The sequence below is a fragment of the Streptomyces spongiae genome, assembly GCF_009377185.1.
Classification (GTDB): domain Bacteria; phylum Actinomycetota; class Actinomycetes; order Streptomycetales; family Streptomycetaceae; genus Streptomyces; species Streptomyces spongiae.
This window is the reverse complement of record NZ_VJZC01000252.1, coordinates 1-13,655: the sequence shown is the minus strand read 5'-3', so window position 1 is coordinate 13,655 and position 13,655 is coordinate 1. Positions and strand designations below refer to the sequence as shown.

Annotated in this window: 11 protein-coding genes; 4 read left to right on the top strand and 7 right to left on the bottom strand. The window is 70.7% G+C overall.

Annotated elements, in window-relative coordinates; all coding sequences use genetic code 11:
• The first annotated feature begins 30 nt into the window (after positions 1 to 30).
• Positions 31 to 1,875: a LamG-like jellyroll fold domain-containing protein gene (locus FNH08_RS28250; protein ID WP_322725594.1), complete on the top strand. Its 1,845-nt coding sequence runs from the start codon at positions 31 to 33 to the stop codon at positions 1,873 to 1,875.
• Between the two features lie 25 nt (positions 1,876 to 1,900).
• Positions 1,901 to 3,565, top strand: a complete 1,665-nt coding sequence (locus FNH08_RS28245) for a PHP domain-containing protein (protein ID WP_152774355.1) — start codon at positions 1,901 to 1,903, stop codon at positions 3,563 to 3,565.
• Between the two features lie 86 nt (positions 3,566 to 3,651).
• On the opposite strand, the gene FNH08_RS28240 is transcribed toward FNH08_RS28245, so the two are convergent.
• The 4 genes from FNH08_RS28240 to FNH08_RS28225 all read right to left on the bottom strand — a co-directional run bounded on the left by FNH08_RS28240 (position 3,652) and on the right by FNH08_RS28225 (position 7,548).
• The gene (locus tag FNH08_RS28240) at positions 3,652 to 4,107 is read right to left on the bottom strand and encodes a MaoC family dehydratase (RefSeq protein WP_152774354.1); all 456 of its coding nucleotides are present in this window, start codon (positions 4,105 to 4,107) and stop codon (positions 3,652 to 3,654) included.
• A 32-nt stretch (positions 4,108 to 4,139) separates the two neighbouring features.
• Positions 4,140 to 5,642 carry an acyl-CoA synthetase gene (locus FNH08_RS28235; protein ID WP_152774353.1) on the bottom strand — a complete coding sequence of 501 codons (1,503 nt, stop codon included), beginning with the start codon at positions 5,640 to 5,642 and terminating at the stop codon, positions 4,140 to 4,142.
• Between the two features lie 38 nt (positions 5,643 to 5,680).
• Complete coding sequence (locus FNH08_RS28230) at positions 5,681 to 6,556, bottom strand: amidohydrolase family protein (RefSeq protein WP_322725592.1); 876 nt, start codon at positions 6,554 to 6,556, stop codon at positions 5,681 to 5,683.
• 74 nt (positions 6,557 to 6,630) lie between these two features.
• On the bottom strand, positions 6,631 to 7,548 hold the full coding sequence (locus tag FNH08_RS28225; protein WP_322725590.1) for an SDR family NAD(P)-dependent oxidoreductase: 918 nt from the start codon (positions 7,546 to 7,548) through the stop codon (positions 6,631 to 6,633).
• 121 nt (positions 7,549 to 7,669) lie between these two features.
• Here FNH08_RS28225 and FNH08_RS28220 point away from each other — a divergent pair, with 121 nt between their 5' ends.
• Positions 7,670 to 8,221, top strand: coding sequence for a MarR family winged helix-turn-helix transcriptional regulator (locus FNH08_RS28220; RefSeq protein ID WP_194238643.1), 552 nt, complete (start codon positions 7,670 to 7,672; stop codon positions 8,219 to 8,221).
• Positions 8,222 to 8,329: 108 nt separating this feature from the next.
• Positions 8,330 to 9,187, top strand: a complete 858-nt coding sequence (locus FNH08_RS28215; RefSeq protein WP_152774352.1) for an IclR family transcriptional regulator — start codon at positions 8,330 to 8,332, stop codon at positions 9,185 to 9,187.
• A 155-nt stretch (positions 9,188 to 9,342) separates the two neighbouring features.
• On the opposite strand, the gene FNH08_RS28210 is transcribed toward FNH08_RS28215, so the two are convergent.
• The 3 genes from FNH08_RS28210 to FNH08_RS28200 all read right to left on the bottom strand — a co-directional run.
• Positions 9,343 to 11,127, bottom strand: coding sequence for a sulfatase-like hydrolase/transferase (locus FNH08_RS28210; RefSeq protein WP_152774351.1), 1,785 nt, complete (start codon positions 11,125 to 11,127; stop codon positions 9,343 to 9,345).
• A gap of 249 nt (positions 11,128 to 11,376) precedes the next feature.
• A complete protein-coding gene (locus FNH08_RS28205; protein ID WP_152774350.1) occupies positions 11,377 to 12,492 on the bottom strand; it encodes a serine hydrolase domain-containing protein in 1,116 nt (371 codons plus the stop codon).
• A gap of 444 nt (positions 12,493 to 12,936) precedes the next feature.
• Positions 12,937 to 13,655, bottom strand: a 719-nt coding sequence (locus tag FNH08_RS28200; RefSeq protein ID WP_228034399.1) for a hypothetical protein, incomplete at its 5' end; no start/stop codon positions are given.

Below are 13,655 nucleotides of genomic sequence, written 5' to 3'. Positions count from 1 at the left end.
CTCCGGGACTTCCCCTCTCACGGAGTCAATGTGTGCACCTCGCACGAGTCCGGGCATGAACATGCCCAGGAGGCGCCCCAGGCGGGCGCCGGCAGACGCAACTTCCTGCGGGCGACCGCACTGATCGGAGCGGCCGCCGCGGTGGCCCTGCCGGCCACGACCGCCCAGGCCGCGACGGCGGCCTCCCCGGCCACCGGATGGCGGCCCGACCCCGACAGCCGTCGCTTCACGCTCGCCGTGATGCCCGACACCCAGTACCTCTTCGACGGTCCGAGCATCGACAAGGCGCCCGTCGAGGCGTCCCTCAGGTATCTGCTGGAGCACGGCAAGGACGAGAACATCGTCTTCCTGTCCCACCTCGGTGACCTCACGGAGAACGGCGCCAAGGAGGAATTCGCCGCGATCGGCGAGGCGTTCGAGCTGCTCGACCGGCGGGGCGTCGGTTACAGCGTCCTGGCCGGCAACCACGACGTGAAGTCCTCGACAGACGACCAGCGCGGAGCGACGCCCTACCTCGACACCTTCGGGCCGCGGCGCTTCAGGAGCAAGCCGACGTTCGGGGGCGCCTCTTCGGACGGCTACAACACCTACCACCTGTTCAAGGCGGCAGGTCGCGAGTGGCTGGTGCTCGCGCTGGACTGGCGGCTGTCGGCGAAGGGGTATGCCTGGGCGAAGGACGTCATCGCCCGGCACCCGAAGACCCCGGTCATCCTCACCACGCACGAACTGGTCGTCGAGGACGACACGTTGTCCCCGAACGGTCAGCAGCTGTGGGACCAGCTGATCGAGGACCACGACCAGATCTTCCTGACCCTGAACGGGCACGACTGGCCTGCGGGCCGGGCAACCCGCAAGAACGCGGCGGGCAACGAGGTGCACCTCCACCTCACGAACTACCAGAACCGCTACTTCGGCGGCGCGGCGATGATCCGCCTCTACCACTTCGACCTGGACCGGAACGTCATCGACGTGGAGACGGTCTCGCCGTGGATCCTCGGCCGGGCCCAGAAGGGCCTCAACGAGCTGGAGCGGCAGGAGATCGAGTTGAGCGGCGACGCGGACCGCTTCTCGGTGGAGATCGACTTCGCGGACCGCTTCTCCGGCTTCGACCCGGTGCCGACCCGCCCGGCGCGTCCGGCCTCGAAGATGCTCATTCCCGGCACGGCCGCGTACTGGCGCTTCGAGTCGCCCGTCTCCGGCACCGTCCGCGACCTGTCCGGCCACGGCAACGACCTCACCGTGGTCTCGGTGGGCGGCGGCACGCTCGGCTGGTCGTCCGGCCACCACCCCGACCAGCCCGGCCACGGCAGCCTGGAGTTCCAGGGCTACAAGTCGCCGCTGAAGGGCGCGTATCTGAGGACGGTCGACGGCGCCCCGCTCAACTCGGCGACCTTCAAGGACGGTTACACCATCGAGGCGTTCTACTGGCTGCCCGCCGACTGGGACGCCTCGCACAACGCCTGGTCCGGACTGGTCAGCCGCACCGGCCGCAACGGCTCCGTCGGCACGGTCACGGACGACCCGGACGAGCCGCTCGCCACGCTGTCCCTCTCCGACGGACCGGGCCCGCAGTGGGCGGTCCATCCGCTCAACCAGCAGCAGCTCGCCACCAACTGGGGCGACGAGACCGCCCGCGAGACCTGGTGGCACCTGGCCGTGGTCAACGACGGACGGCACACGGTCATGTACGTCCAGGGCTGCCCCGTGGCCCGCAACCCGCACGCCCCCGCGATCGGTATCGCCTCGTCCGGGCGGCCCTGGCTGCTCGGCGGATACGAGTACGCGGACAAGATCGACCAGATCCTGCACGGACGCCTCGGTGACGTCCGGATCGTCGCACGGGCGCTGCCCGTCACCAGCTTCATGAACCATTGATCACGCGACACCCCGGAGGAACATCATGACCGAGCAGCAACTGCCTTCATGGGCCGATCCGTCCGTCTCCCCCGCCGACCTCGACGCCCAGGGCGTCTCACGACGCGGGCTCCTCCGTAGCGCGGGCCTGTTCGGCGCCGCGTTCGCCCTCGGCTCGGCGGCGATACCCGAGGCTGCCGCCGCCGACGGCTACGGCGGCAACGACCCGAGACTCGCCTACCTCGTCGGCGACCACCACGTCCACAGCGTCTACAGCCACGACGCGAAGTACACCTTCTCCCAGCTGGCCACCGCGGCCGCCAAGTACGGCCTCGACTGGATGGTGTTCAACGAGCACTCCAACTTCGGGCACGCGTACTACGGCGCCGCGATGGAGCACAAGGAGATCCTCAAGGCCCGCGCCGAGAACCCCCGCCAGCTGATCTTCCAGGGCCTGGAGTGGTACATCCCGGCCGCCGAACACTGCACGATCTTCGCCGCGCCCGGCCCCCACGAGGTCGACGTCCTCACCCAGTTCGAGCTGGCCTACGACGGCAAGCTGCTCAACTACACGGACGGCGCCCCGGACAATCCGAACACGGCACGCAACGAGGCGCACGCGGTCAAGGCCATCCAGTGGCTCGCCGAACAGCGCCGTACCGGATACGTCGACGACGTCCTCGTCTTCGCGAACCATCCGATGCGGCTGGGCATCGACTCCCCGCACGAGATGCGCAACTGGCGTGACGCGGCCCCCGAGATCATGATCGGCATGGAGGGCGCGCCCGGCGCACAGGGCGGCGGCATCCCCGGCTGGGAGGGCCCCGACTCGCAGCGCGGCGAGTACACCAACAAGCCGTCCGTGAACTCCTGGGCCGGTTACCCCGAGAACGCCTACGTGCTGTACGGCGGCTTCGACTGGATGACGGCGACGGTCGGCGGCATGTGGGACGCGATGCTCGCCGAGGGCAAGCTGTTCACGATCACCACCAACTCCGATGTCCACCGGGTCGTCTTCGACACGTGGAAGAACGGCGACTGGCTGCCCGGTCAGAACTTCGACAACACCGGCAGGATTCCCGACCCGGTGAACACGGACTCCCCCCAGCCCGGCGGCGACTTCTGGCCCGGCCAGTTCAGCCGCACCCACGTGGGCGTGACCCGCTACGGCTACCGCGCCGTGATGGCGGGCCTGCGCGCGGGCCGGGTGTGGCTCGACCACGGTCATCTGCTCGACGGGCTCGACGTACACCTGAAGCGGGACTGCGACCGCGGCCCCGGTGTGACGCTCGGTGGCCGGCTGCGCGTCCGCAAGGGCGAGAAGCTCACGCTGAACGTCACCGTGACCACCACCTCCCGCCCCAACACCCAGGGCATCCTGCCCCAGTTGGCGCACGTGGACCTGATCCGGGGCGCGGTGCGCGGCCCGGTGGCCGACCGGGAGGAGTGGCGGGCGCCCGACACCAAGGTCACCCGCACGGTGGACGTGTCCGGCCGCAGGGGCACGTACACCCTGCGCATCCCGGTCACCGCCGGGGACGAGTCCTTCTACGTCCGCCTGCGCGGCAGCGACGGCAAGCGCAACGGCACCGGCTACCTGGGCGCCGCGATCGACCCCCACGGCCCGATCCCGCACGTGCCGGGCAACGGCGACCCGTGGGAGGACACGTGGTTCTACTCGAACCCGATCTTCGTGGACGTAGTGAGGTGAGGGGGCGCCCCTGAAAGGGGCGCGGGGAACTGCGCGAGCCGCCACAACGGACGCGCAGTTCCCCACGGCCTAAAGCCCAACGGCGCTCACGCGTAGAAGCGCGACAGGCTCTGAAGCACCGCCGCCGGCTTCGCCCCACCCTCGATCTCGATCGCGCCGTCAACGGTGATCTGCACCCCACCCGGCACGTCCTCGACAGAGGCAAGCTTCGCCACCAGCCGGATCTTCGACCCGACCTTCACCGGCGAGGGAAACCGCACCTTGTTCAGCCCGTAGTTGACCTTCGTCGACACACCCTCGACGTCCAGCAACTCGGTGAACAGCGGAATGAACAGCGAAAGGGTCAGGTACCCGTGCGCGATGGGCGCCCCGAACGGACCCTCCTTGGCCTTCTCCGGGTCGACGTGGATCCACTGGTGGTCACCCGTGGCATCGGCGAAGGTGTTGATCCGCTCCTGTGTGACCTCGATCCACTCACTGGCGCCGAGGTCGCTGCCCGCGAGCTTCTTGAGCTCGTCGATGCCGTTCACGGTGATGCTCATGTAGCGTTCCTTAAAAGTGAGTTGATGAAGAGTCAGCTGTTCCCGAAGCGCATGCGCACCCGTGCCTTCAGCAGCTTGCCGGAGGCGGTACGCGGCAGTTCGTCCGCCAGCACCACCGACTTCGGGATCTTGTACTTGGCGAGGCGCCCGGCCAGCGAGGCCAGTACCTCGTCGGGGTCCACCGAACTGCCCTCACGGGGGACGACCACCGCGCGCGGTACCTCGCCCCACTTCTCGTCCGGCACGCCGATGACCGCGCACTCGACGATGTCGGGGTGGGCGAGGAGCTGGTCCTCGATCTCGGCGGGGTAGATGTTCTCGCCCCCGGAGATGATCATGTCCTTGATGCGGTCGACGATGAAGGCGTAGCCGTCCTCGTCGATCCGGGCCGCGTCTCCGGTGCGGAACCAGCCGTCTGTGAAGGACGCTGCCGTCTCCTCGGGGAGCCCCCAGTAGCCGGGCATGACGTGCGGGCCACGGACGACGACCTCACCGGTCTCACCGACGTCGACGGGGGCCATGTCGGGCCGTACGACCTTCACGTCACTGAAGAAGTGCGGCACACCCGCCGAGCCCGCCTTGCTGACCGCGTGTTCGGCGTCCAGGAAGAGCGTGCCGGGGGCCGCCTCCGTCATGCCGTAGCCCTGGAGGAAGGTCAGTCCGCGCTCCTGGTACTTGGCGATCATCGGGGTCGGGACCGGAGATCCGCCACAGGTCAGGATCCGCAGTGACGACAGATCCGCACCGTCCCAGCGCTCGTGCCGGGCCACCTGGTCGAACATCGTGGGCACCCCGAACATGAAGGTGATCCGGTGCTGTTCGATCAGGTCGAAGGTGGCCGCCGGGTCGAACGCCTCGACCAGGACGCAGGTGCCGCCCTTGAGCAGCACGGGCAGGGTGAGCATGTTCAGCCCGGCCGTGTGGAACAGCGGGGCGGAGACCAGGGCGCGTTCGTCGGCGATCAGGTCGTGGTCGATCAGGACGTTGACCGCGTTCCAGGTGAGGTTGCCGTGCGTGAGCATCGCGCCCTTGGGGCGGCCCGTCGTGCCCGAGGTGTACATGATGATGCAGGTGTCGTCGGGTGTGACGGGCTGGTCGATCGGCTCGTTCTCGGCCCCGGCGAGCAGCGCCTCGTACTCGGCGCCGACCTCGACGTACGTCCGCACGTCCGTGTTGCCCGGCAGGCCCGCGACGAGCCCGGCGTGCGAGGGCCCGTAGACGAGGGCCTTGGCGCCGGAGTCGGTGAGCTGGTAGGCGATCTCGGGTCCGGCGAGGCGGGTGTTGAGCGGGACGAAGACCGCGCCGAGCGTCCCGGCCGCGAACATCGTCTCCAGGTACGAGGGGTGGTTGGGCCCCAGGTAGGCGATCCGGTCACCGCGGCGCATCCCCGCGGCGCGCAGGGCGTGGGCGAGACGGGTGGTGCGCTCGTACAGGTCCGCGTACGTGAGCGTGGTGTCGCCGTGGATCAGGGCGGTGCGGTGCGGGGTCTTGCGGGCCCGGCGCGCGGGCCACGACCCGATGCCCTCATTGCGCATGTGTCTGCCCCTGTCCGTCGTTGCACATGGGGTGTCCCTTACGGTTTCGTCAGCCCGAGCAGACGGGCGGCGTTCTCCTTGAGGATCTTCGGCTTGACCTCGTCCTTGATGCTGAGCTTGTCGAAGTCGGCGAGCCAGCGGTCGGGGGTGAGGACGGGGTAGTCGGAGCCGAAGAGGACCTTGTCCTTGAGCAGCGTGTTCGCGTACTGCACGAGCTGCGGCGGGAAGTACTTGGGCGACCAGCCGGAGAGGTCGATGTGGACGCCCGGCTTGTGGGTGGCCACCGCGAGGGCCTCGTCCTGCCAGGGGAAGGACGGGTGCGCCAGGATGATCTTCAGGTGCGGGAAGTCTGCCGCGACGTCGTCCACGTGGAGCGGGTTGGAGTACTTCAGCCGGATCCCGCCCCCGCCGGGCACCCCGGCGCCGATGCCGGTCTGTCCCGTGTGGAACAGGGCGATCGTGCCGGTCTCCTCGATGACCTCGTACAGGGCGTACGCCACCGAGCGGTCGTTGGGGAAGAAGCCCTGGATGCTGGGGTGGAACTTGAAGCCCTTGACCCCGTACTCCTCGACCAGGCGCCGTGCCTGCTTCACCCCGGCCTTGCCGCGGAAGGGGTCGATGGACGCGAAGGGGATCAGCACGTCCGGGTTGGCGGCCGCGGCCTCGGCGACCTCCTCGTTCGGGACGGGCTCCGTGCCGGTGGCGGACTCGGCGTCGACCGTGAAGATCACGGCGGCCATCCTCCGCTCGCGGTAGTACGCGGCGGTCTCCTCCAGGGTGGGCTTCCGCTTGCCCTCGACCTTGAAGTACGCGGACGACGCGTCGTGCAGGTCGTCGTCGAGGGAGGACGTGCCCTTGGAGGAGACCTCGGCGTGGGTGTGGACGTCGATGGCCACCAGGTCGTCGGGGTTGATGGCGGGGTTTCCGGGACTGCCGGGGTCGCCAGGCTTTCCGGGGCTTTCGGGGTTTCCGGGGTTTCCGGGGTTCATCACGCCTCCGGGATCTTCGGGGCGGGGACTCCGACGGTCTCCGGCTCGGCGCCCAGCGAGGCCGGCCAGACGTCGGCGAGCGCCTCGGGGGTCCAGCCGCCGTTCGCGTACGCCGCCTTGATCTCCTGCGGATGCGACCAGAGTGCCACCTTGTCGCCGCCGATGCCGATGGCCTGGCCGGTGACACCGCGGGCGGCCTCGGAGGCGAGGAAGGGGACCAGGGCCGCGCAGTCCTCGGGGGTGCCGAAGCCCTCGCCCTTGCGCAGGAAGTCGGGGAACGGCTTGCCCTCGCGCAGGGCCTCCACGTACGGGGCGAAGAAGGGGATGGTCTCCGTCATGGCGGTGGCGGCGACCGGCACGATCGCGTTGACGGTGATGTTCGCGCGGCCCAGCTCCATCGCCCAGGTGCGGGCGAAGGCCGCGATGCCCGCCTTGGCCGCCGAGTAGTTCGTCTGACCGAAGTTGCCGCGCTGGCCGGCCGGGGAGCCGACGAGGATCAGGGAGCCGCCCTCGCCCTGCTCGCGCATACGGATCGCGGCGGCGCGGGCGCAGGTGAAGGTGCCCTTGAGGTGGGTGGCGATCACGGCGTCGAAGTCGTCGTCGGACATCTTCCACAGGACCTTGTCGCGCAGGATGCCCGCGTTGGTGACCAGGACGTCCAGGCGCCCGAACTCCTCGACCGCGCGGTTCACGAGCCGGTCCGCCGCCTCGGAGGTGCCGACCGGGACCACCTCGGCGACGGCCTTGCCGCCCGCCTCGGTGATGGACTTCACGGCGGCCTCGGCCACGGCCTCGTCGATGTCGTTGACGACCACGGCGGCTCCGTGGGCGGCCAGGGCCTGTGCGTAGGCCAGGCCGAGGCCACGGCCACTGCCCGTGACGACGGCGACCTTGCCGGTGAGATCGATGCTGGGCACGAGGGGGTCCCTTCGAACGATGAGGTACGGCTGCCGGAGGGCCGGGGGCCACGGCTACGAGATCGAAGCTAAGGACAATCATTGTTGTCGTCAATAGTTGTTGCCGTGTCGGTGTTGCGGCATGCTGGAGGCAGACGTACGAACCGCCCCACCCGGGGCCCGGCCCAGGGAGCCAGTCATCGCCGGCCAGCAGCACGCCACCGACAACGCAGTGGGCCCCGCCCTCATCGACGCACAGGAGCCGTGGATGCGCACGCTGCACACGGACTCGGGGTACCTGCTGTACCGCCTGGGTCTCCGGTCGGGGCAGCTCTTCAACGCGTTCCTGCAAGAGTCGGGGCTGCGGCTGCGCCACTACGCTCTGCTGCGTTTCCTGGCCACCGCAGAGGGCGCGCTGCAGCGCGAGCTGAGCTCCCGGCTGGGCTACGACCCGAGCGCGATCGTGGGACTGGTCGACGACCTGGAGAAGCTCGGGTTCGCCGAGCGGCGCCCGTCGCCCGACGACCGCCGCAGCCGCATCGTGGTACTCACGGAGGACGGCCGGGCCTTCCTGCGCGACACCGTCGAGGCCGGGCTGCGCGTCACGAACACCCTGCTCCAGGCCCTCGACCCGGCCGAGCGCGACACCCTGCATACTCTGCTGCACAAGGTCGCCGAGACCGAGCTGAGCTGAGCTGAAACCGAAGTGAGCTGAGTTGAACTGAGCTGAACGAGGCAAGAGCCTGAGCCGAGAGAGCCGGACCGAGAGAGCGCCGACCCGAGCAGAGACAGAGCCGATGCCATGCCGATGACCGCCGACACCGTCCCGTCGCCGACACCGCAACCGTCGTCCCCGCCACCGTCGTCGCTGCGGTACTCGTCCACGCCGACCGCCCCCTCGTCCGCCGCGGCGCGGTCCGCGCCCGACCGGCTGCTCGCCGTGCTCGCCGCCTTCGACCACGACCACCCCGCGCTCTGCCTCACCGACATCAGCCGCCGGGCCGGGCTCACGCTCACCACGACCCATCGGCTGGTCGGCGCCCTCACCGAGTGGGGCGCCCTGGAACGGGACGACTCCGGCGTCTACCACGTGGGGCTACGACTCTGGGAGGTCGCCGCCCTCGCCCCGCGCGGGCTGGCGCTGCGCCAGATCGCGCTGCCGTATCTGGAGGACCTGTACGAGGCGACGCACGAGAACGTGCAGCTGGCGGTGCGGGACGGCGGCGAGGTCGTCTACATCGAGTGGCTCTCCGGCCGCTCGGCGGTCGGTGTCCACATCCGCGTGGGCGCCCGCTGGCCCCTGCACGCCACGGGCGTCGGCCTCGCCCTGCTCGCCCACGGCGACCCGGCGTCCCAGGAGGAGTACTGCGCGGGGCCGCTGACCGCGTTCACTCCGCACACGATCACCGACGAAGCGCGCCTGCGACGCGTCCTGGCCGAGGTCCGGCGCACCGGCGTGGCCGTGAGCAGCCGCCAGGTCACGGACGACGCCCTCTCGGTGGCGGCCCCGATCCGCGGCCAGGACGGCACGGTCGTCGCGGCGGTATCGGTGGTCGTGCCGCAGGAGGGCGCGCAGGTCCCGGTGCTGATACCTGCGGTGCGGCTGGCGGCGCGGGGGATATCCCGGGCGCTGGGGTGGCAACCGGAGTCCGGCAGCTGACCCGGTGCACTGGTCGCACCGCCCCCGGGTGCCTTGTGATGCCGGGCGCGCCCATGCTTCCAAGGGGCGCGGGGAACTGCGCGACCAGCCACAACGAACCCGCAGCCGACCACCGACAGGACCCGGCAGACGAGACGAACCAACCCCCTGGGCTCCTACTCCGCCACCACCTGTGCCGCATACGCCACCGGCACCCCCGCATGCGTGGCCGTCCCCCGACCGGTCAGCCAGCCGCGCCGCGCACCCGCGGAGGGCGTGACCGCCCAACGGGCGGTGAACCGGCCGCCCGCGGCCAGACGATCCGCAGAGGTCCGCCCGAGCGGACGCACCTGCCACCGATCGGGCGCCTGAAGGGCGAGCCCCGCGGCCGTCCAGGGCCGGGCGGAGCCATTGGCGAGGGTGGCCGTCACGAGGAACTCCGCGCCCTGACGGGCCACTTCGAGGGTGACACCGAAGGGCGCGCGCTCGTACGTGTCGGCCCACGACTCACGCATCAGGCGGACCAGCGTGTCGGCCTCACGGGGCCGTACCGCCGCGAGGTCGTCCCGCTCACCGGGGTCCTTGACGAGGTCGTACAGCTCGACCTGCCAGCGGTCGTCCGGCACCCGGCGGTCCTGACCGGGCGCGAACCGCACCGCCTTGAAGTCGCCCCGGCGCACCGCCTCGGCCAGGCGCCGTGCCCGGCCGCCGTCGACGACGTCGGCGCGCGGGGTGACCCCGCTGTGGTTGCGGTAGAAGTACAGGTGGTCGTGGCGGGCGGTGCCCCGGGCCCCTCGCAACAGCGGGGCCAGCGAGAGGCCGTCGATGTCCGTGGGGACGGGCGCGCCCGCGAGGTCCGCCAGCGTCGGCAGCAGGTCGATCAGCGGGGTCGGCCGGTCGGTGGTCCCCGCCGGGACGCGGCCCTTGGACCAGGCGATGAGCGGGACGCGGATGCCTCCCTCGTACAGGTTGCGCTTGTAGCCGCGCAGCGGGCCGTTGCCGTCGAAGAGGTCGGGGTCGGTGCCACCCTCCTCGTGGGGGCCGTTGTCACTGGTGACGAGGATGAGGGTGCGCTCGGCGAGACCGTGTTCGGTGAGCCGGTCGACGACGCTGCCGACGAGCGTGTCGAAGGACGTGACCTGGGCGGCGTGCGCCTTGTCGGGACGGGCCCAGGGCTCGGACGCGTACGCGCCGAGGTCCGGGTCCTGGCTGGGGGCGTGCGGGACCGTCGGCGCGAGGTAGAGCAGGAACGGCTCGTCCTTGTGCGCGTCGATGAAGTCGAGTGAGCGCCTCTGGATGAGGTCGGGCGCGTACACCTTGCGGGCGTTGTCCCGGTTCGCCGGGATTTCCTGCCGGGTGCCGTTGTCCCAGAGGTAGTCCGGGAAGTAGTCGTGGGCATGGCGGTGGGTGATGTAGCCGTAGAACTCCTCGAAGCCCCGGGAGTTGGGGTGGCTCGGCTGGTCCGGCGCCTCGGGGCCGAAGCCCCACTTGCCGATGAGGCCGGTGCGGTAGCCGCGGGCCCGCAGTGCCTCCGCGAAGGTGAAGTCGTGCTCGGTGAGGCTGCCCTGGCCCTCCGGTCCCCACGGGTTCTCGCGCACGGTCGCGTGGCCGCTGTGCAGTCCGGTGAGCAGGGAGCAGCGTGAGGGCGCGCAGACGGGGGCGGCGGCGTACGCGTCGGTGAACCGCAGTCCCTCGGCGGCCAGGGCGTCGAGGCGGGGTGTGTGGATCAGCTTCTGGCCGTAACCGCCGAGTTCGCCCCAGCCGAGGTCGTCCGCGAGGACCACCACGAAGTTGAGCCGCTGCGCCTTGGGCTGGGTGGCGGGCACGACCGAGGCGGACGGGCGCCCGGCGGGCGGCGCCGCGTCCCCGCCCCCGACCTCCTTGCCCACGGAACACCCGGCCGCCGCTCCGGTCACGCCGAGGGCGGTGGACCCGGCGAGAAAACGGCGACGGCTGGGCATGCGGAACTCCTGTCGGTGGGCGGTGGTTGGTCGTGAACCGATGATCAGCGGGACGGTCCGTGCAGGACCATGCACAGGGCATGAACACCTTGTTGCAGGTCATCGGGTGCCGCCCGCAGCCTCGGGGGGGGAGCTTCGGGCGACACCCGACCCTAGAGAGGGGGAATCCCGGCTTCTGGTTCCCGCGGCCGCCAGTGATCTTCGCACGGGGCCTGCCACTCCGCCGTAGCGCCCCCCGTGGTCCACAGTTCAGGCCGAGAACCCTTCATACGCCGCCGCGAGGATCAGGAAAGCCCGGTCGTCGCCGAGCGAGCCCTGATGGATCATCTGGTTCATCACGTACGCCACCGTCATCCGGGCGTCGAGATCGACCAGGACCATCGACCCACCCCAGCCGCCCCAGAAGCAGCTGCGCGGGTTGGGCAGTTGGCCGCTGTGCAGTCCGTACCCCAGCCCGTACCGCAGGGGGACGCCCAGCACACGGTCCTCGCCGAGGAACTGTTCCTCGAACACGCGCTCACAGCCGGCCTCCGACAGCAGCCGTACGCCGCGTGCCGTACCTCCGCACGCCAGTACCGACTGCACTGCGGCGACCGAGCGGGCGTTGCCGTGCCCGCCCGCGGCCGGGATCTCGGCGCGCCGCCAGGCGGTGGTGTTGGCCGTGGTCGGCGGCAAGGGCGGATTGCCGGGCCCCTCACTCGGCGACACCGGCTCGGGGACGTCGGGCGCCGGCGGCGGAAACACCGGGGCGACCCGGTGGTCGTGCTCGGCGTCCAGCCCGATGTGGAAGTCGGCACCGAGGGGACCTGCCACCTCCTCGGCGAAGAAGGCGCCCACAGTACGGCCCGTGACGCGGCGGACGACCTCTCCGACCAGATATCCCTGGGTGAGAGCGTGATAGCCGGCCTCGGTGCCCGGCTCCCAGGCCGGGGCCTGCGCGGCGAGCCGGGCAGTGGCGGTCGGCCAGTCGTACAGGTCCTCGACCGTCATGGGCTCCGTCCAGGTCGGCAACCCCGCCGTGTGCCCGAGCAGATGCCTGACCTGCACCTTCTCCTTGCCCGCGGCGGCGAACTGGGGCCAGTACTCGGCTACGGGTGCCGCCGGGTCCAACTCACCGCGGTCGATGAGGATCAGTGCGCACAGGGCCGTCATGGTCTTGGTGGTGGACCAGACGTTGACGAGGGTGTCCCGCTGCCACGGGACGGTACGGGCCTCGTCCACGTATCCGCCCCACAGGTCGGCCACGGGTTCCCCGTCCACGTACACCGCCACGGAGGCGCCCAGGTCCCGGTCTGCCAGCGTTGCTGCCAACGCGTCGCGTACGGGGGTGAATTGATCGGTACACATGCCGTGTATGTCCGTCATGCCGGAGACGCTAGCGAAGCGCCTCCGGCGGGGCGAGCCAATATCGCGTCTGCCGGGTTCTGTCTCTGGGCGACTGCGGGTTCGTTGTAGCTTGTCGCGCCCACGCGGCGGAGCCGCAAATCGACACAGCCCGGCGCCCCTGAAAAGCCGTGCCCGCGCCCGGCATCACAACGCACCGTCGCCCCCGCGCACCCGCACCCGCACCCGCACCCGCACCACGACGCACCCTGCAGCCGCGTACGCACCGCAGGGGGTGTGCCGGGAGGCGTCCGCCCGCAGCGGTCGGCGTCCGCCGCCGAGCCCTTCGCTCCCCCACAGCACCGCCGGACCGAGGACGGAGACCTCCAGGCGCGCCCCCGACCCACGAACCAACGGCCGGCGCCCGAGCCCACGAGCCGCACGCGACCGCGTCTCACTCCGGCTCCGACTTCACGTCGCAGCCCTCTATCGCTGGAGGCGGTAACAGCCGTCCGGCTTCAGCTTCCTGACGGAGACAGCGTCGTCGGCGTCTCTCGTTACGCGGAACTCGTAGCAGTCCTCGACGGCCGGGCCCTTCCTCCCGGCACCCGACAGCCACACGAGGGCGACGAGCCGGCCTCCCGTCAGCTCGATGTCCTGGACGCGGACACCCGGCGTCCGCCACACATCCGCCGTCCGCGCGCCCCCCACTCCCCCGGTCGCCACCGCCGTACGCAACTCTGCGCTGACGTCCTCAGCGACGTCGGCGGGAGCAGAGGCGAGCAACCGGGAGGCGTAACGGCAGGCGTCGTACGGCACTTCACGCATGGAGACGGACGGTGCCCGGGCGGCCGGGACCACCTCGAAGCGGTAGCAGCCGCGCGCGTCGCCGGAAGCGCCGAACATGACGCCCGCGAACCCGTAGTAACGCACCGTCACCGTCACCCTCCGACCGTCCCGCCGGATCTCGCCCCCGCTCTTCTGCCCGCCTGCGACGGCCCGCCGGATCTCCGTGTCCACCAGATCGCCGTCGGCGGCCGCCCGCGTGAGCCCATCCCGTGTCAGAGCCACGGACGACGCCACTTGACCCCGGGCCTCCCGCTCGGCCTTCCGGTCCGCGACCTGGATCGACACCATGGCGCTCACGACCAGGACGAGCAGGACGCCCCCGACCACAGCCACGGCCGTACACCCCACCCCCACAC